Annotated in this window: 12 protein-coding genes; 6 read left to right on the forward strand and 6 right to left on the reverse strand. The window is 66.2% G+C overall.

Annotation, left to right across the window (positions count from 1 at the left end; genetic code table 11):
* Positions 1-311: 311 nt before the first annotated feature.
* The gene (pmbA, locus tag RQI28_RS04015) at positions 312-1,730 is read right to left on the reverse strand and encodes a metalloprotease PmbA (protein WP_311221273.1); all 1,419 of its coding nucleotides are present in this window, start codon (positions 1,728-1,730) and stop codon (positions 312-314) included.
* 91 nt (positions 1,731-1,821) lie between these two features.
* On the opposite strand from pmbA, the gene yjgA reads away from it, so the two are divergent.
* Positions 1,822-2,478 carry a ribosome biogenesis factor YjgA gene (gene yjgA, locus RQI28_RS04020; protein WP_311221274.1) on the forward strand — a complete coding sequence of 219 codons (657 nt, stop codon included), beginning with the start codon at positions 1,822-1,824 and terminating at the stop codon, positions 2,476-2,478.
* On the forward strand, positions 2,471-3,088 hold the full coding sequence (mog, locus tag RQI28_RS04025; protein WP_311221275.1) for a molybdopterin adenylyltransferase: 618 nt from the start codon (positions 2,471-2,473) through the stop codon (positions 3,086-3,088). Before yjgA ends, mog begins: the two co-directional genes overlap by 8 nt.
* An 82-nt stretch (positions 3,089-3,170) precedes the next feature.
* Here the strand turns inward: mog and cysE are convergent, their stop codons facing one another.
* Both cysE and RQI28_RS04035 read right to left on the reverse strand, forming a co-directional pair.
* Complete coding sequence (cysE, locus tag RQI28_RS04030) at positions 3,171-3,953, reverse strand: serine O-acetyltransferase (RefSeq protein WP_311221276.1); 783 nt, start codon at positions 3,951-3,953, stop codon at positions 3,171-3,173.
* Positions 3,954-4,024: 71 nt separating this feature from the next.
* Positions 4,025-4,828 (reverse strand): RNA methyltransferase, encoded by an 804-nt coding sequence (locus RQI28_RS04035; RefSeq protein ID WP_311221277.1) that lies wholly within the window; start codon positions 4,826-4,828, stop codon positions 4,025-4,027.
* 237 nt (positions 4,829-5,065) lie between these two features.
* Here RQI28_RS04035 and RQI28_RS04040 point away from each other — a divergent pair, with 237 nt between their 5' ends.
* The gene (locus tag RQI28_RS04040; protein WP_311221278.1) at positions 5,066-6,031 is read left to right on the forward strand and encodes an inositol monophosphatase family protein; all 966 of its coding nucleotides are present in this window, start codon (positions 5,066-5,068) and stop codon (positions 6,029-6,031) included.
* 134 nt (positions 6,032-6,165) lie between these two features.
* Here RQI28_RS04040 and RQI28_RS04045 read toward each other — a convergent pair whose 3' ends face one another.
* Positions 6,166-7,314 (reverse strand): two-component system response regulator, encoded by a 1,149-nt coding sequence (locus RQI28_RS04045; RefSeq protein ID WP_311221279.1) that lies wholly within the window; start codon positions 7,312-7,314, stop codon positions 6,166-6,168.
* Positions 7,315-7,362: 48 nt separating this feature from the next.
* Positions 7,363-11,424: a response regulator gene (locus RQI28_RS04050; protein WP_404976829.1), complete on the reverse strand. Its 4,062-nt coding sequence runs from the start codon at positions 11,422-11,424 to the stop codon at positions 7,363-7,365.
* 307 nt (positions 11,425-11,731) lie between these two features.
* Between RQI28_RS04050 and RQI28_RS04055 the strand changes: the two genes are divergently transcribed.
* On the forward strand, positions 11,732-12,820 hold the full coding sequence (locus RQI28_RS04055; protein WP_311221280.1) for a mechanosensitive ion channel family protein: 1,089 nt from the start codon (positions 11,732-11,734) through the stop codon (positions 12,818-12,820).
* A 104-nt stretch (positions 12,821-12,924) separates the two neighbouring features.
* Here RQI28_RS04055 and RQI28_RS04060 read toward each other — a convergent pair whose 3' ends face one another.
* A complete protein-coding gene (locus tag RQI28_RS04060) occupies positions 12,925-13,692 on the reverse strand; it encodes an EAL domain-containing protein (RefSeq protein WP_311221281.1) in 768 nt (255 codons plus the stop codon).
* Between the two features lie 119 nt (positions 13,693-13,811).
* Between RQI28_RS04060 and dnaG the strand changes: the two genes are divergently transcribed.
* A complete protein-coding gene (gene dnaG / locus RQI28_RS04065; protein ID WP_311221282.1) occupies positions 13,812-15,812 on the forward strand; it encodes a DNA primase in 2,001 nt (666 codons plus the stop codon).
* Positions 15,813-16,128: 316 nt separating this feature from the next.
* Positions 16,129-18,522, forward strand: a complete 2,394-nt coding sequence (rpoD, locus tag RQI28_RS04070; protein ID WP_311221283.1) for an RNA polymerase sigma factor RpoD — start codon at positions 16,129-16,131, stop codon at positions 18,520-18,522.
* Positions 18,523-18,640: the final 118 nt, after the last annotated feature.

Genomic DNA, 18,640 nt, shown 5'->3' on the forward strand with positions numbered 1-18,640 from the left:
AGCCTTTCACCGGACTAGCCGGAAGAATGTGAATGAGGCCATCGTAGAAAACCCTAGGTTCCGCGGACGTTCGCGAAGCGCCCATGCCTGCGTAGGACTCGACCGCATGCTGGCGGTCTATGCAAACCGGCGCGGACGAGTGCAATTCCCGTGTTTCCACCCAGCGGCACAACCGGCGCACACAGCGCACGGCAGCCATCCTAAGATGAATCCGTCGGCCTTACAGCCGGCACCCTCCCTTTGCTTTTCAAGCAATTTGACCTGCCTCGGCAGGTCTTTTTTTGCCTGTTGGCAGCCGTTCTGCGCTCGCCTTAGGCTCCGCTGCCGGCTACCTTCATGCGGTTGATCAGAATCGAGCCCACCGTCTTGGCGCCGTAGTTATACGCATCGGCACCTACCGCTTCGATGCCCTGCAGCATGTTCTTGAGGTTGCCGGCGATGGTGATCTCATGCACCGGGAAAGCGATTTCGCCGTTCTCTACCCAGAAGCCGCTGGCGCCGCGCGAATAGTCGCCCGTCACGTAGTTCACGCCCTGGCCCATCAGTTCGACCACGAAAAGACCCGTGCCCAGCTTCTTGAGCATGGCGTCCAGATCGTCGCCCGGCCGGGTGTGGCGCGAGGTGAGCGTGAGGTTGTGCGATCCGCCCGCATTGCCGGTGGTCTTCATGCCCAGCTTGCGCGCCGAATAGGTCGACAAAAAGTAGCCCTCCACGCGGCCGGCGTTCACCACCTTGCGGGCCGCCACGCGCACGCCTTCCTCGTCGAAGGGCGAACTGCCCTTGCCGCGCGGCGTGAAGGGATCTTCCAGCACATCGATGTGCTTGGGGAAGACGCGCTTGCCCAGCGAGTCGAGCAAGAAGGTGCTCTTGCGGTAGAGCGCGCCGCCGCTCACCGCCTGCACGAAGCCGCCGAGCAGGCCTGCGGCCAGCGGCGATTCGAACAGCACCGGGCATTCGATGGTCGGGATCTTGCGGCTGCCCAGGCGGCTCAAGGCGCGCTCGGCGGCGTAACGCCCGATCTGCGCGGGGGCCGACAGCTCGGCCGCATCGCGCATGGAGCTGTACCAGGCATCACGCTGCATCTCGGCGTTGCGCCCGGGCAGCGATGCGATGGGTGCCACCGACATGCTGTGGCGCGAGCTGGCATAGCCGCCGCGAAAGCCACGCGTGTGGGCGCTGAAGAAATGGCTCTGCTGGGCCGACACGCCCGCGCCCTCGCTGTTGGTGATGCGCTTGTGCGTGCGCAACGCCGCGTCTTCGCATTCGATGGCCAGGCGCGCCGCCTCTTCGCTGTTGATGGCCCAGGGGTGGAACAGTTGCAGGTCGCGGTGCGTGGCCTCGGGCGCGATGTCGGCCGCGTCGGGCAGGCCGGCCACCGGGTCTTCGGCGGTGAAGCGGGCGATGTCGTGCGCGGCCTGCACGGTGCGCTCGATGGCGGCCAGGGAAAAGTCCGACGTGCTGGCATTGCCGCGCCGGTGGCCCACGTACACCGTCACGCCCAGCGACTTGTCGCGGTTGCGCTCCACGGTTTCCAGCTCGCCCTTGCGCACGTTCACCGACAGACCGCAGCCTTCTGACGCTTCGGCGCCGGCATCGGTGGCGCCCAGCTTGCGGGCGTGCGCCAGGGCGTGGTCGACCAGGCCTTCAAAAAACGGACGGGTGTAGCTGAAGCCGTTGTCGGCGGGGGCGGAATCTGCGCCGGCGGCGGCGCGTGCACGGGGTGTATTCATATCGGCAGCTATGATACTTGCCGCTCCCCGGCGCCATGGAGCCGGGTCTTTCCCCGGGCACGCCCGTGCCCCTCCCCCTGTCTCCCCACCCATGTCACGCAAACCCACCAAAGGCTACTTCGTGCGAGGCCAGTTCGTTGCCGAAGGCAGCGAACTCGACATCGAACTGAAGGCCGAACTCAAAGGCACGAGCGAATCGAGCCGCACCGACCTGAAGCGCGAAAGCGATGCGCTGCAGATTCTCGGCCGCGACTTGCTTACCTTGCGCCTCGACCTGCTCGACCGCCTGCAGCTGCCTGAAAAGCTGCACGACGCGCTGGCCGAAGCCAAGCGCATCACGAATTTCGAAGGCAAGCGCCGCCAGATGCAGTACGTCGGCAAGCTGATGCGCAAGCTCGACGAAGCCACCGTGCTGGCCGCCCAGGCCGCGTTGCAAGAACAGCACAGCGGTTCGGCCACCGAGAAGCTGGCGCTGCACCAGGCCGAGCAATGGCGCGAACGGCTCATCGCCGAAGACGGCGCTTTGGCCGAATGGCTGGAGCAGTTTCCGCGCACCGACACGCAGCAGGTTCGCGCGCTGATCCGCCAGGCCCGCAAGGACGCGCAGCCCGAGGGCAAGGTCGCGAACGTGCAGGTGTCGCAAGGCCTGGCCCCGCGCAAGGGCCGCGCCTACCGCGAGCTGTTCCAGCTGGTGCGCGACCAGATGGACGACGCGGGCACCGATAACACAGACAGCAGCGATGCCTGAGACCCTGCCCGCCCTGCCGCCCCCCGAGCCGGTCCGCATCGGCATCGTCTCCATCAGCGACCGGGCCAGTACTGGCGTCTATGAAGACAAGGGCCTGCCTGCGTTGCAGGACTGGCTGGGCCGCGCGCTGCACAACCCCATCAGCTTCGAGCCCCGGCTCATTGCCGACGAGCAGGCCACCATCAGCGCCACGCTGATCGAGCTGGTGGACGGCTGCGGCTGCAGCCTGGTGCTGACCACGGGCGGCACAGGCCCCGCGCTGCGCGACGTGACGCCCGAGGCCACGCTGGCCGTGGCGCACAAGGAGATGCCAGGCTTTGGCGAGCAGATGCGGCAGATCAGCCTGGCTTTCGTGCCCACGGCGATCCTCTCGCGCCAGGTGGCGGTGGTGCGCGGCAGCGCGCTCATCATCAACCTGCCGGGCCAGCCCAAGGCGATTGCCGAAACGCTGGAGGGCCTCAAGCGCGCCGATGGCAGCCAGGCCGTGCCAGGCATCTTTGCGGCCGTGCCCTACTGCGTCGATCTGATCGGTGGGCCGTACCTGGAAACGCGCGACGCGGTGTGCAAGGCCTTCCGGCCCAAGACGGCGCAGCGGCCGCCGCGCGACTGAAAATATCAATCAAATCGGCCTCTAGCGCCCTATTTATAAGCGCTGGTAGCTATTATTTTTATAGCAAAAGGCCTACGCCGCCTTACTTGCCCACCAGCGCATTGAGGCGCTCGGCCTCGAACTGCTCGCTGCGGGCTGCGTTGCCCGGCACGCAGCCGCCGGCCTGCGGCGCGGTGCGGGCCAGCTTTTCGATGGCTTCCCACAGCAGCGCGATCTGCTGCTCCTGCGACGAGGCGTTGTCGATCAGCCCGCGCATGGCCTGCGACAGCGGATCGTCTTCCTGCGTGATGCCGTAGGCGCTGAAGCGCTGGGGCGGCTGCGGCTCGGTCACGTCGGCGCTGGCGCCGGTTTTGGACTCGATGATGCGCGCCGGAATGCCCACCGCCGTGGCGCCGGCCGGCACCGGCTTGATGACCACCGCGTTGCTGCCTATTTTTGCGCCGTCGCCCACTTCAAAGCCGCCCAGCACCTTGGCGCCCGCGCTCACCACCACGTCGCGGCCCAGCGTCGGGTGGCGCTTGGCGCCCTTGTAGAGCGAGGTGCCGCCCAGCGTGACGCCCTGGTAGATGGTGCAGCCGTCGCCGATCACCGCCGTCTCGCCCACCACCACGCCCATGGCATGGTCGAAGAACACGCGCTGGCCGATCACCGCGCCGGGGTGGATCTCGATGCCCGTGGCCCAGCGCGCGATGTGCGAGATGAAGCGCCCCAGCCATTTCAGGCCGTGGTTCCAGCACCAGTGCGCGGGCCGGTGCAGCCAGATCGCATGCAGGCCCGGATAACAGGTGACCACCTCCCACGTGCTGCGCGCGGCAGGATCGCGGTCGAGGATGCACTGGATGTCGGAGCGAAGGCGGGCAAACATGGGGGACGGACAGTTGTTTTTGAAATATGCGAATGAGCCAATCAGCGAAGACGCTGACGACGGCGGGCAGTCTATCGCCGCGCCCGCTCCGCTGTCTCCAGCATGGCCTTGGCGACACCACGCAGGATGTGGATTTCTTCCTGGCCCAGCTGCGCGCGGTTGAACAGCTGGTTCAGCCGGGGCATGAGCTTTTTGGGCGCGGCGGGGTCGAGAAAGCCGATGCCGACCAGCGCGCGCTCCCAGTGCTCCAGCATGCCGGCGACCTGCTGGGCATCGGCGCGCACGGGCGCTGCATCCGCAGGCACCGCCGGATTCTCGAAGCCGCCCAGCGCCTGGCGCCATTCATAGGCGATGACCTGCACCGCCGCGCCCAGGTTGAGCGAGCCGAACTGCGGGTCGGTGGGAATGGAGAGCGCGACGTGGCAGCGGTAGACGTCCTCGTTGGCCATGCCGAAGCGTTCGCTGCCGAAGAGAAAGGCCACGCCGGCTTCGGCTTCAGGCGTCACCTCTGGTTCATTGATCAAATCGGCCTGCAGCGCTTGACCATCAAGCGCTGGCTGCTCTTTTTTCAATAGCATCTCGAAATGCGCACGCGGCTGGCGCGTGGGAGGGCCGAAGTCGCGCGGCGTCATCGCCGTGGCGCACAGGTGGCTGATGCCGTCCAGCGCTTCGTCCAGCGTGGCGACGATGCGGGCGTTCGCCAGCACGTCCAGGGCACCGCTGGCGCGCTGGATGGTTTCCTCGCGGCGCAGCACGTTGGCCCAGCGCGGCGCCACCAGCACCAGATCGTCGAAACCCATGGTCTTCATGGCGCGCGCCGTGGCGCCCACGTTGCCGGCATGGCTGGTCTGGATGAGGATGAAGCGGGTGCGCATGGCAGAACTCACAGGAGGAAAAGGCAAGCGTCCGGGCGTGCCCCGAGACAGCCCGCCATTGTCGCCGCATGCCGGACACCCGAAGGCGAACAGCTTGCGAGCGCCGACATCGGAGGTCGCCGGATGCCTTCACAACGACACGCGCGAGCAGCATGGGTAAAATCCAGCCTACTTTCGCCCGCATCGCCGGTCCAGGCCGTTTTTCTGACGGCCCTTCTGTCCTTCCCAACACAATTCATGTCGACCAATCTGCATCCCATGCTCAACGTGGCCACCAAGGCCGCACGCGCCGCCGGCGCCATCATCAACCGCGCGGCGCTGGACGTGGAATCCGTGCGTATTTCGCAAAAGCAGATCAACGACTTCGTGACCGAGGTGGATCACGCCAGCGAAAAGATCATCATCGAGACGCTGCTGACGGCCTACCCCGGCCACGGCATCCTGGCCGAAGAGTCGGGCAATGAATATGGCGCGAAGGATTCGGAATTCGTCTGGATCATCGATCCGCTGGACGGCACCACCAACTTCATCCACGGCTTTCCCGTGTACTGCGTCAGCATCGCGCTGGCCGTGCGCGGCAAGGTCGAGCAGGCGGTCATCTTCGACCCCACCCGCAACGACCTGTTCACCGCCACCAAGGGCCGCGGCGCCTACATGAACGAGCGCCGCATCCGCGTGTCCAAGCGCACGCAGCTCAAGGAATCGCTCATCTCCACGGGCTTTCCGTTCCGCCCGGGCGACAACTTCAAGAACTACCTGAACATCATGGCCGACGTGATGCAGCGCACCGCCGGCCTGCGCCGCCCGGGCGCCGCCGCGCTCGACCTGGCTTACGTGGCCGCCGGGTTCACTGAAGGTTTCTTTGAAACCGGCCTGTCGATCTGGGACGTGGCGGCCGGCTCGCTGCTGGTGACCGAAGCCGGTGGCCTGGTGGGCAACTTCACGGGCGAGGCCGACTTCCTGGAGCAACGCGAATGCCTGGCCGGCTCGCCGCGCATCTACGGCCAGCTGGTGCCCATCCTCAGCAAGTACAGCAAGTTCGCCAGTGCCGGCGACAAGGCTGCAGTGCGCCAGGCGGCCGACGACCTGGACGTGCCGGTGGTACCGCAAGACGCCCAGCCCGCGCCCGGCGCCGCGACCGACGCCGCACCCGCAACGCCCACGTCTGGCGACGGCGACAAGCCCGCACCCGCCCTGTTCTGATCGGCATCACCGGGCTCGCTCCCGGTGCGCATTGCACAGATCGATCCAGGACATTGCTATAAATAAAATAGCTGCTCGCGCTTACCCCATAAGCGCTAGCAGCTATTTTTATGGGTATTTTCGAAGATCTCGGTTCAATCCGAGTAGGACTCCGGATCCGGATCAGGATATTTCTGCGCCACGACGCGGAAGTCGTCAGCCACCTCGACGAAGGCATCCACCATGTCGGGATCGAAATGGTTGCCTCGGCCCTTGATGATGGTGCCGCAAGCCTGTTCGTGCGTGTAGGCCGGCTTGTAGACGCGGCGGCTGATGAGCGCGTCGTACACGTCGGCCACCGCCATCAGCCGGGCCGACACCGGAATGTCGTCGCCTTTCAGGCCTTCGGGGTAGCCGCTGCCGTCCCACTTTTCCTGGTGGCTGTAGGCGATTTCCTTGGACGTGCTCAAGAACGCCACGCGCATCCCCAAGCGCCGCTCGGCTTCCTCGATTGCCCTGCGCCCCAGCGTGGTGTGGGTCTTCATGATGTCGAACTCTTCCGGCGTGAGCGGGCCGGGCTTGAGCAGGATGCGGTCGGGAATGCCGATCTTGCCGATGTCGTGCAGCGGCGCTGACTTGTACAGCAGGTCGATGGTGCGATCGTTCAGCAGGTATTCGAAGCGCGGGTGATGGCGCAGGCGTTCGGCCAGCACCTTCACGTACAGCTGCGTGCGGCGGATGTGGTTGCCGGTCTCGTTGTCGCGCGTCTCGGCCAACGAGGTCATCGCCATGATGGTCACGTCCTGAATGGCCTGCACCTCCAGAGTGCGCAGCGCCACCTCGCGCTCCAGGTAGGCGCTCTTGTCGCGCAGAAAGTCGGCCGTGGCCTTGAGCGCCAGGTGCGTGTGCACGCGCGCCAGCAGGATGGGCGGGCTGATAGGCTTGGTGATGTAGTCCACCGCGCCCAGCGCCAGGCCCACTCGCTCGTCTTCCGACTCCGCCCGCGCGGTCAAAAAGATGACGGGAATGTCGCGCGTCGCTGCGTTGGCCTTGAGCCGGCGGCAGACCTCGTGGCCGTCGACGCCCGGCATCATGATGTCCAGCAGGATCAGATCAGGCGGAGTGGCGGACTGGGCGATCTTCAGCGCCTTTTCGCCATGGTTGGCGACCCGCACGTGGTAGCGCCCGGCCAGCAGGTTGCCCATCAGCGTCAGGTTGTCGGGGGTGTCGTCCACCACCAGCACCGTGGCGCTGGGTTTGTCCGCAAAGCTGTCGCGGGGATCGGCAAGCGAAGTCGGGTCCATGGTGTCGGTTCCTGCGAGGTGAGGCTGTGAGGGGTGTCTTGTGGGTGCTCAGGCAGGGTCCACACGGCCGAGCAGTGCCAGTGCCTGCTCGAACTCGAAATCACGGGTGCTGCGCTCCAGCGCGTCGAAAGCGTCGCCCAGCGCCGCCTGCAGCGCAGCGCGGTTCTGTTGCAGGCAGTCCAGCGCTGCGGGGTCGTCTTCTTGCAGCAGGGCGGTGAGCTGGCGCACGGCCTCCTGGGACGTCGCCGCGTCAGCGTCGGCCGCGGCCGCAATGGCTTTGGGCATTGCAGCGGCGCGGGTGGCGTCGATCCAGGCGTCCAGCCCTCGCAGCAGCACGGCCAGCGACAAGGCCATCGCATCGCGCAGGTGCTGGCGCGCGTCGGCCGGCTCGCCCGCGCGCAGCGACTGTTCCAGCGCCTGGGCCTGCTCGGCCAGGCCGCGCGCGCCGATATTGGCGGCCACCGACCGCAGCGTGTGCACCAACCGTTCCGCCAGAGCCCGGTCGCCGGCCTGTTCGGCCGCCTCCAGCGCACGGTCGGTGCCGCGCTGGCCCTGGGCGAAGCGGCGCAGCATGTCGGCGTAGAGCGCCGGCTTGCCCAGCGCGCGCTGCAGCCCCAGCATGGCGTCCAGCCCAGCCACGTCGTGCGGCAACACCACGGCGGGCTCGCGCAGATGGTGCACAGGCCGGCTAGCCGGCGCACCGGCGGGCCGGGCAGAGATCGCAGCGCCCTCTCCGCGAGGCTTTATCCAGCGCACCAGGGCAGCCCACAGCACGGGCGGGTCGATGGGCTTGGCGACGTGGTCGTTCATGCCGGCGGCAAAGCAGCGCTGGCGGTCGGTCTCCATGGCATTGGCGGTCATGGCGATGATGGGCAGGCCGGCATGGCGCGGGTCGGCACGCAGCTGGCGGGTGGCGGTCTCGCCGTCCATCACCGGCATCTGCATGTCCATCAGCACCGCGTCGTAACGCTGGCGCGCGATGCGGTCCAGCGCAATCTGGCCGTTGGCGGCCAAGTCCACGCGCAGGCCGGCGTCGCGCAGCAGCTCGGTGGCAACGAGCTGGTTGAGTTCGTTGTCTTCCACCAGCAGCACCAGCGCGCCGCGTATCGACTCGGGCAGCTCGTCGGGCACGGCCTGCAGCAGCGGCGCGTGGCTGGGCAGCCAGCCGTGTTCCAGCGGCTGCATCAGCGTGTCGTACAGCACCGATGCACTGACCGGCTTGACCAGCACGGAGTCGATGCCTTCTTGGCGCGCGGCGCGAATCAGCTCGTCCCGCCCATACGCAGTGACCATGAGCATCTGCGGCACCTGGTCGAGCCCGATGGCGCGAATGCGCCGTGCCAACTCGATGCCATCCATGCCGGGCATCTGCCAGTCCAGCAGCAGCAGGCCGAAGCTGCGCCCCAGCGCGGCGGCGTCGTTCAGCGTCTGCAGTGCGGCGGCGCCGGAATGCACCTGCGTGGCTTCAAAGCCCATGGACTGCAGCATGTCGGCCAGCACGGTGGCTGCGGTTTCGTTGTCGTCCACCACCAGCACGCGCCGCTCGCGCATGCCAGCATGCGGCAGCAGCGAACGGGGCGCCTCGCCACGCTCCAGCGGCACCGTCACCCAGAACGACGAGCCCTCGCCCGGCGTGCTGTCGGCACCGGCCTGGCCGCCCATCAGCTCCGCCAGGTTCTTGCAGATCGCCAACCCCAGGCCCGTGCCGCCGTAGCGCCGCGTGGTGGACGCATCGGCCTGCTGAAAGCTCTGGAACAGCCGCTCCATCTGGTCGGGCGCAATGCCGATGCCGGTGTCGCGCACCTCGAAGCGCAGCACCACGCGCGCGCCCACCGCCTCCACCAGGCGCACCAGCACGTGGATTTCACCGCGCTCGGTGAACTTGACGGCGTTGTTGGCGTAGTTGATGAGAATCTGCCCCAGCCGCAGCGCGTCGCCCACCAGGTTGGGCGGCACGTCGGCGCCCACGTCCAGCACCAGCTCCAGCCCCTTGGCTGCCGCCTTGTAGCCCACCACGTCGGCCACGCCGCCGAGCATGCGGTCCAGCACGAAGGGCTGCTTGTCCACCACCAGCTTGCCGGCCTCGATCTTGGAGAAGTCGAGGATGTCGTTGATCACGCCCAGCAGGTGCTGCCCCGCCTGCTGGATCTTGGAGACGTAGCCCAACTGCCGCGCGTTCAACCCCGACTTGAGCGCCAGGTGCGACATGCCGATGATGGCGTTCATCGGCGTGCGGATCTCATGGCTCATGTTGGCCAGGAAGTTGGATTTGAGCGCGGCCGTTTCCTCGGCCAGTTCCTTGGCGCGGCGTAGGTCGTGCTCGGCGCGCTGGCGGTCGGTGATGTCGACGAAAGTACCGATGGCGCCGCCGGGCGAGCCATCGGGCCGGTTAAAGCCGTGCAGCCAGAACAAGGTGTGATGCACCAGGCCGTCGGCATAGGGCAAATCCACTTCCTTGTGTACCCACTGCTCGCCCGCCAGCGCCACCAGCGCGTCGCCCTCGAAGCGCGCGCGCGCGTCGGCGGGCAGAAATTCAAGGTCCAGCACGGTCTTGCCGATGAGGTCGCTGCGCTGCACCCCAAAGGCCTGCTCATACGCCCGGTTGAAGCCAATGTAGCGGCCGTCGGCCCCCTTGTAGAACAGCGGCACCGGAATGGCGTCGATCAGCGCCTGCTGAAACGCCAGCTGCTCGGCCACCTGCGCCTGCAGCGTGCGCCGGTCGGTCACGTCTTCATGCAGGCCGACGATGGCAATGCGCTTGCCCCGGGCGTCGAACACGGGCGACAGCGTGGCTTCGTCGTGGAACAGCGTGCCGTCCTTGCGTCGGTTGATGAAATGACCCTGCCACGATCGGCCGGCCAGCAGGTGCGACCACATGCCGTTGAACGTCTCGCGCGGGGTCTGGCCGCTGGCCACGATGCCGGGCTTGTGGCCGCGCACTTCGGCCAACGAATAGCCCGTCTTGCGCTCGTACTGCGGGTTCACCCACTCGATGACGCCATCGGCGTCGGTGATGGTGACCGCCACCGGGCTGCTCTCCAGCGCGGCGCCCAGCACGCGAAAGCGCTCCAGCGCCGCGCGCATGCGCATGCGGTTGCGCAGCATGTCCAGCACCATCGAGCCCAACAAGGTCAGCAGAGCGAAAACGCCACCACCCAGCCACAGCCGCTCTGCCGTGGGCATCAGCGCACTCACGTCGTCCAGCATCACCAGGCGCCAGGGGCCCGCCGGGTCATTCCAGTCGATGTCGCGGCGGCTGATGGCGTAGGGAACGCCGTCGATGAGCGCCTCCTGCGCATCGGCGCGGAAGGGCAACGCCGACGCCACACCGTTGTCGAACTGCCGCCCGAACTGCCGCAGCCCACGGATTTCTTCGATGCGCTCCTGCGTCAGCGGCGGAGTCATGGCGTAGAGCCATTCCCGCCGCGTGGACGCAAACGCCACACCCTGGGGCGACATCAGCAGCATCGGGTGGCCCACGCGGGTGAGCGTGGATTCGAAGGTGTCAAACACCATCTTGAACAGCACCACGCCAATGATGGCGCTGGAAGGTGTTTCCTTTTCATAGAGCGGGGCGGCGTAATAGAGCCCGCGCTCGTGCGTGTTGGTGCCCAGGGCCGCATACACCGCAACGGCGCCCCCCATCGCCCGGCGGAAGTACGGCCGGAAAGCCAGGTTCAAGCCGACCGCTGACGGCCCGGGCGTGTCGTGCGCCACCACGGTTCCGTCGGCAGACAACACATAGACGCCACTGCCCAGAAAGCGCTCGCGCACCAGCGCCAGGCGCGCCAGAGCGATGGGTGAGTCGGGCGGCAAACGTCCCAGCGCCAGTTCTTTGAGGGAGGGCTCGGCCAGCCCCATCAGCGTGACTGCGCCCAGCATGGGGCCGCCGCTGGTCTGGTGCACCAGCCGGTCGGCAGCGGCCTGCAGAATCTGCGCACGGTCGCCGGCCCGGTCGCGAGCGCGCAGTTCTGTCAGCAGCTCGACCAGCAAGATGGAGCCGACCAGCGCCACCAGCAGCACGACGAGCGTGCCTCGCCACCACCCGGCGCCACGGTCACTCCACCGCTCGAGCAGCGGGGCCGGAGCGCTGTCGCGGGCGCGACTCAAAAATACCTCCAGCCGAGCCTGCTGCAGGCGGGCGAACTGCCGGTGGGCGGTTCTGGGTGTTTTGCCATCACGGGATATGTCCTCATGCGGTGAGCGGAGGCGCCTGGGCTGCGATGGCAACGCGAGCGCTTTCCGTGTCTTTGCACAGTATGTCAAAACGTAACCGGATTAGGGTTGGTTTTTAGCCAGTGAATGTGAAGAGGTTCCGGCAGCCGGGAAGCTCTCCGACAGTCACCGAGCGCTGGCGCCCTTACGGTACGGGGTTTGCTTATCTGCTGGTCAACATCACCAGCCGATCACCCCATCCATGCTCGACTCACTACAGCTGTCCCCGTGGCTCGCCACGGCCGTTGCGGCGCTGGCCGCCGTCATTGCCGCCGCCATCGGGCACCGCATCGCCGCGATGGTGGCGCTGCGGGCTACCCGTTCTGCCCCCTTGCTGCACGCCGTCGTGAAGGCCAGCGTGCCGGTGATGCGCATCCTGCTGCCGCTTTTTGTCCTGCAACTGGTATGGCAGGCGGCGGGCGACGACCAGCTCTACATCAACAGCGTGCGCCATGTGAACGGCCTGCTCGTCATCGCCTGTGCCACCTGGCTGCTGGTGCGGGCGATCCGCGGGCTGGCCAACGGTGTCATCGCCCAGCACCCGGCCGACGTGGAAGACAACCTGCAGGCGCGGCGCATCGCCACGCAGGCGCGGGTGCTGTCGCGCACCGCCATGTCGGGCGTGGTCATGGCCGGCCTGTCGCTGATGCTGATGACCTTTCCGGGCGCGCGGCAGGTGGGCGCCAGCCTGCTGGCGTCGGCCGGGGTGGTGGGCCTGGTGGTCGGTATTGCCGCGCGGCCGGTGTTCAGCAACATGATCGCCGGGCTGCAGATCGCCCTGGCGCAGCCGATCCGCATCGACGACGTGCTGATCATCGAAGGCGAATGGGGCCGGGTGGAGGAGATCACCGGCACCTATGTGGTGCTGCGCATCTGGGACGAACGGCGGCTGATCATTCCGCTGCAGTGGTTCATCGAGAACCCGTTCCAGAACTGGACGCGCACCAGCTCGGAAATTCTGGGCACGGTGTTTCTGTTTGCCGACTACCGCCTGCCGCTGGACCCGCTGCGCGCCGAACTCGACCGGGTGCTGGAAACCGCGCCCGAATGGGACCGCCGGGTCAAGGTGCTGCAGCTGACCGACGTGACCGAGCGCACCATCCAGATCCGGGTGCTGGTGTCTGCGCGCTCGTCCGGCCTGGCGTTCGACTTGCGCTGCCGCGTGCGCGAGGCGCTGGTCACCTTCATTCAGCGGGAATATCCGGACTGCCTGCCCCAGGTGCGCATGCCCGCCGAAGGGCCGGGTTCGGGGCAACAGACGGCAGCGCGCGGCGTGCTGGCCCAACCCTGAGCCGGCCGGCCACTGCGCCGCCACTTGGAAAAATTCAAGCCAAATCGGCCTCTAGCGCTTATCCATCAAGCGCAGTTAGCTATTAAATTAATAGCAATCGCCATTCACGGCCAGCGGACCACTGGCAGCGCCTCCACCTCGGGCCGCGCAAAAAGGTAGCCTTGGAACACGTGCACGCCCATGCCCTGCAGCGTGTGCAGCTCCGCTTCGGTCTCCACACCCTCGGCCAGCGCCTGAATGCCCAGCGATTCGCACACGCCAAGAATCGCCCGCACGATCACCTGCCGCACCGTGTCGGTGTCGATGCCGCGCACCAGTGCCATGTCGATCTTGATGATGTCCGGCTGGAAGTCCGCCAGCAGGCCCAGGCCTGCATAGCCCGCGCCGAAGTCGTCGATGGCCGTGTGAAAGCCGCGGCGCTTGTATGACTGCAGGATGTTCTTCAGGTGTGCCTTGTCGACCACGTTTTCCTGCTCGGCCACCTCGAAGGCGATGCGGTTCAGCGGAAAGCCGCAGCGCTCGGCCACCGCCAGCGTGGCGCGGATACAGGCCTCGGGCTGGTAGACCGCGTTGGGCAGAAAGTTGATGTGCAGCAGGCCTTCCATGCCCAGACGGCTGGCGAGTTCCACCGCCTTCATGCGGCAGGACTGGTCGAACGCATAGCGGTTCGCGTCGGTCACCCGAGCCAGCACGCTGGCCGCGCCGCTGCCGTCCGTGCCGCGCACCAGGGCCTCATAGGCCACCACCCGGCGATCGCGCGTATCCACGATGGGCTGGAACGCCATGGTGAAAGTGAAGTCCAGCGACGGCGCGTCCTGGCAGGAGCGGCAGGGAGCGGGCGTGCCACCAGGCAACGAAGAAGGCGTGGTCATGGCAATAGCTTAGCGAATGTGAGAGCGGCGCCTGCGCCAGACGGCGCCTACAGGCCGCGCGGTGAAGAAGAAAACGCCGGCTTCAGCGGCCAAGCGGTCCATTGGGCGAAAATCCCCCGGTGTCCATCCCGCAGTCGTTCATCCAGGAGTTGCTTTCACGCGTCGACGTCGTCGACGTGGTGGGCCGCTACGTTCAGCTCAAGAAGGCCGGGGCAAACTTCATGGGCCTGTGCCCCTTCCATGGGGAAAAGTCGCCGTCGTTCAGCGTCAGCCCGTCCAAGCAGTTCTTTCACTGCTTCGGTTGCGGCAAGAACGGCAATGCCATCGGCTTCCTGATGGACCACGCCGGCATGGGCTTCGTCGAGGCCGTGCAGGACCTGGCCCAGCAGACCGGCTTGCAGGTGCCCGACGACAACGTGTCGCCGCAAGAGCGCGAGCGCGCCGCCGCCCAGCGCCAGAAGCAGGCCACGCTGAACGATGTGCTGGAAAAGGCGGGCGAGTCCTGGCGCCGCCACCTGCGCGATTCACCCCGCGCCATTCAATACTTCAAGGGCCGGGGCGTGTCGGGCTCGGTCGCCAAGCGCTACGGCCTGGGTTACGCGCCCGAAGGCTGGCGGGGGCTGGCCAGCGTGTTCCCCCAATACGACGACCCGTTGCTAGAAGAAAGCGGCCTGGTCATCGTGGGCGAGGACGGGCAGGACAAGCGCTACGACCGATTTCGCGACCGGGTGATGTTCCCGATCCGCAACGTCAAGGGCGAATGCATCGGCTACGGCGGCCGGGTACTGGGGGACGACAAGCCCAAATACCTGAATTCGCCCGAAACCCCGGTGTTCCATAAGGGCCGCGAGCTCTACGGCCTGTTCGAGGCACGGACCGCCATCCGCGAACACGGCTTTGCGCTGGTCACAGAGGGCTACATGGACGTGGTCGCGCTGGCGCAGTTGGGCTTTCCCAACGCCGTGGCCACGCTGGGCACCGCCTGCACACCCGAACACGTGCACAAGCTTTTTCGCTTCACCGACACGGTGGTGTTCAGCTTCGACGGCGACGGCGCCGGCCGCCGCGCGGCGCGCAAGGCGCTGGACGGCGCCCTGCCCTATGCCAGCGACACGCGCAGCGTGAAGTTTCTCTTTCTGCCGGCCGAGCACGACCCGGACAGCTTCATCCGCGCGCACGGTACCGAGGCCTTCGCACGCCATGTGGGCGACGCCATGCCGCTGAGCCGCTTCCTCGTCGAGGCGGCGCGTGAGGGGTGCGACCTGGGCACGGCAGAAGGCCGCGCGCACATGCTGAGCAATGCGCGCCCACTCTGGTCCGCACTGCCCGACGGTGCGCTGCGCCGCCAGTTGCTGGGCGAGCTGGGCGACCTCGGCCAACTGGATGCCAAAGACCTGGCCGAGCTGTGGCAGCAGGCCAGCGCGCAGGACGCAGCCCGTGCGCCCACGCGCAGCGCGGCCCGCCCACCGGCGGATGAGCACAACCCCTACGCCGACGAGCCGCCCTGGGGCCAGGGCGCTTCGGCCGACGGCGGCTGGTACCCGCCCAGCGAGGCCGCCGCAGGCGAGAGCTATGGCCGCAAGCCGTTTACCAAATCCAGCGGCGACTGGAAAAAGGGCGACTGGAAATCCAAGTGGAAGAAAGACGAGCGCCCGCCCCAGCCCCCGCTGCCGCGCACGCCGCTGTCCAGCCGCGCCGACCACGCCGCGCGGCTGCTGCTATCGCACATGGAGTTTCTGGAAGACCTGTCGCACGAGGACCACGCCACCCTCTGCGCACAGCCTGCGCCCCATGGATCGCTGTTCACGTGGTTGGAGGGCCAATTGCACGAACATGGCCCGCAAGCCTGGGCCGTGCTGCGCGAAGCCTTGCGCGGCCACGCCTGCGCAGCGACCGCCGAACGGGTGATGACAGGGTCGCACGCGCAGACCGAGGGCGACACCGTCGAGCTGCGCGGCGAACTGCGCAGCCTGCTCGACCGCATGCTGGTGGACGAGTTCAAGCGCGAGCAAAAAGAGCTGATTTTGCGCGTGACCCGCGAGCCCGACGCCCTGGCGCGCTACCAGGCGCTGGAGCAGCGCATCAAAGATTTGCGCGGCATAGCGCCCCGCACTACTTGACTTTTGGCTTGACATTGCCTCTTGCAATTTGGCAGGCCGGTATAATGTAGGGTTAATCGGCAAGAGCGACAGCAATACCTCCGGCCCCGGGGCAACCGTGACGAACGCGCACAACCGCCCCAACTGCCGCAAGGACTGCACACCAAATGTTCGCCCAGACATCTTGCCTTTTGAGAACCTGATACCTATTTCAGCTACCTGAATAGTTTCATGGCTTCTCGAGCCGCGCGGGCTGCGAGCCTGCGCCGTGCCACCCGCGCCGGGAACCGTGGCGCTTGCGTTTTCTTTGTGTCCGTCTTTGATCCTGAGGTTGCCTATGCCCGCTCAAAAGTCCGCGAAGTCGCCCAAGTCCGCCGTAGGCACCGCCGCGAAGGCCGTTTCAAAATCCGCTGTGAAAGCGCCCGCGAAAAAAACCGTGGCCGCCCCGCCTGCCCCCCGTGCCGCAGCCAACAAAGTCAAGACCTCACCCGTGAAAAGTTCTGCCGAGCTCATCAAAGCTGCCGATGAATTGCTGAAAAAGAAGCCCGTCCGCGTCAAGGCCGCACCTGCTGCCGCCGAAGGCGACGACGACACCCCGAAAAAGCGCCCCGGCCGCCCGGCCAAGGCTGCTGGCGCCGCCACGACGGCCGCTGCTTCCAAAGTGCCCGCCAAGCGCGGCCGCAAGCCCAAGGCCGGTGAAGCCGAAGGCGGCGACGATGCCGACCTGTCCGACATCGAGTCCGACCTGGAAGGCGAAGTCGAAGCGGAACCCGAAGTCGCCGTGGCCGCTGCTGCGCCGGTCGAAAAGGTCAAGCCGCTGCGCATGAAGATCAGCAAGGCGAAGGAACGCGCCTTGATGAAGGAATTCGGCCTGGACGAGACCGTCCTGTCCGAAGAAGACCTGGCCAAGCGCCGCTCGCGCCTGAAGACCCTGATCACGCTGGGCAAGACGCGCGGCTACCTGACGCAGGTCGAAATCTCCGACCACTTGCCCGACAAGCTGGTCGATGCCGAGACCATGGAAGTCGTGGTCACCATGCTCAACGACATGGGCGTGGCCGTGTACGAGCAGACGCCCGACGCTGAAACGCTGTTCCAGAACAACGTGACGCCCACGGCCGCTACCGTCGAAGAAGCGGAAGAAGAAGCCGAAGCGGCTCTCTCTACCGTCGACAGCGAATTCGGCCGCACGACCGACCCGGTCCGCATGTACATGCGCGAAATGGGCACCGTCGAGCTGCTGACGCGCGAAGGCGAAATCGAGATCGCCAAGCGCATCGAAGGCGGCCTGCAGGCCATGATGGAGGCGATCAGCGCATCGCCCGCCACCATCGCCGAGATCCTGAAGATGGGCGAAGAGATTCGCGAAGGCAAGGTCGTCATCTCCACCATCGTGGACGGCTTTTCCAACCCGAATGAAGCCGACGATTACGTGGCCGAAGAAGACTTCGACGAATTCGACGAAGAAGACGACGACGACGGCAAGGGCGGCTCCAAGGCCCTGACCAAGAAGCTCGAGGAATTGAAGCGCGAAGCGCTGTCCCGCTTCGACACCATGCGCGACCTGTTCGAGAAGGTCCACAAGATCTACGACAAGGAAGGCTACGGCACGCCCGCGTACATGAAGGCCCAGCAGGCCTTGTCGGCCGAGTTGATGACCATCCGCTTCACCGCCAAGACCATCGAGAAGCTGTGCGACATGGTGCGCGGCCAGGTGGACGACGTGCGCAAGAAGGAGCGCGAGCTGCGCCGCATCATCGTGGACAAGTGCGGCATGCCGCAGGAAACCTTCGTCAAGGATTTCCCGCCCAACCTGCTGAACCTGAAGTGGGTCGAGAAGCAGGCCGCATCGGGCAAGCCCTGGAGCGTCGTGCTGCAGCGCAATATTCCGCCGGTGCAAGAGCTGCAGCAGCGCCTGATGGACCTGCAAGCACGCGTCGTGGTGCCGCTGCCTGAACTCAAGGGCATCAACAAGCGCATGAACGACGGTGAAAGGTCTTCGCGCGATGCCAAGAAGGAAATGATCGAGGCCAACCTGCGCCTGGTGATCTCCATCGCCAAGAAGTACACCAACCGCGGCCTGCAGTTCCTCGACTTGATCCAGGAAGGCAACATCGGCCTGATGAAGGCGGTGGACAAGTTCGAATACCGCCGGGGCTACAAGTTCTCGACGTACGCCACGTGGTGGATCCGCCAGGCCATCACCCGCTCGATCGCCGACCAGGCGCGCACCATCCGGATTCCGGTGCACATGATCGAGACGATCAACAAGATGAACCGCATCTCGCGCCAGCATCTGCAGGAATTCGGTTTCGAGCCCGACGCGTCCATCCTGGCCGCGAAGATGGAGATTCCGGAAGACAAGATCCGCAAGATCATGAAGATCGCCAAAGAGCCGATCTCGATGGAAACGCCGATCGGCGACGACGACGACAGCCACCTGGGCGACTTCATCGAGGACGGTGCCAACACCGCCCCCATCGATGCCGCCATGCAGGCCGGCCTGCGCGACGTGGTCAAGGACATCCTGGACGGCCTGACGCCACGCGAAGCCAAGGTGCTGCGCATGCGCTTCGGCATCGAGATGTCCACCGACCACACGCTGGAAGAAGTGGGCAAGCAGTTCGACGTGACACGCGAGCGCATTCGCCAAATAGAAGCCAAGGCCCTGCGCAAGCTGAAGCACCCCAGCCGCAGCGACAAGCTGCGCAGCTTCATCGATTCGCTGTAAGCCTTCAGCGCTGCAGCCGGCCATCACACCGCGATGGCCGCACACACCATCAGCCCCGCACTCACCCTGCGGGGCTTTTTTATGGTCAAAACGGCCTCTAGCGCTTATTCATCAAGCG

This window comes from Acidovorax sp. WCS2018Noco2-16, assembly GCF_031843945.1.
Taxonomy (GTDB): domain Bacteria; phylum Pseudomonadota; class Gammaproteobacteria; order Burkholderiales; family Burkholderiaceae_C; genus Paracidovorax.

What these genes read in the sequence shown, in the direction of transcription:
- pmbA (WP_311221273.1), bottom strand. Translation starts at nt 1,730, where the DNA reads ATGAATACACCCCGTGCACGCGCCGCCGCCGGCGCAGATTCCGCCCCC.
- yjgA (WP_311221274.1), top strand. Translation starts at nt 1,822, where the DNA reads ATGTCACGCAAACCCACCAAAGGCTACTTCGTGCGAGGCCAGTTCGTT.
- mog (WP_311221275.1), top strand. Translation starts at nt 2,471, where the DNA reads ATGCCTGAGACCCTGCCCGCCCTGCCGCCCCCCGAGCCGGTCCGCATC.
- cysE (WP_311221276.1), bottom strand. Translation starts at nt 3,953, where the DNA reads ATGTTTGCCCGCCTTCGCTCCGACATCCAGTGCATCCTCGACCGCGAT.
- RQI28_RS04035 (WP_311221277.1), bottom strand. Translation starts at nt 4,828, where the DNA reads ATGCGCACCCGCTTCATCCTCATCCAGACCAGCCATGCCGGCAACGTG.
- RQI28_RS04040 (WP_311221278.1), top strand. Translation starts at nt 5,066, where the DNA reads ATGTCGACCAATCTGCATCCCATGCTCAACGTGGCCACCAAGGCCGCA.
- RQI28_RS04045 (WP_311221279.1), bottom strand. Translation starts at nt 7,314, where the DNA reads ATGGACCCGACTTCGCTTGCCGATCCCCGCGACAGCTTTGCGGACAAA.
- RQI28_RS04055 (WP_311221280.1), top strand. Translation starts at nt 11,732, where the DNA reads ATGCTCGACTCACTACAGCTGTCCCCGTGGCTCGCCACGGCCGTTGCG.
- RQI28_RS04060 (WP_311221281.1), bottom strand. Translation starts at nt 13,692, where the DNA reads ATGACCACGCCTTCTTCGTTGCCTGGTGGCACGCCCGCTCCCTGCCGC.
- rpoD (WP_311221283.1), top strand. Translation starts at nt 16,129, where the DNA reads ATGCCCGCTCAAAAGTCCGCGAAGTCGCCCAAGTCCGCCGTAGGCACC.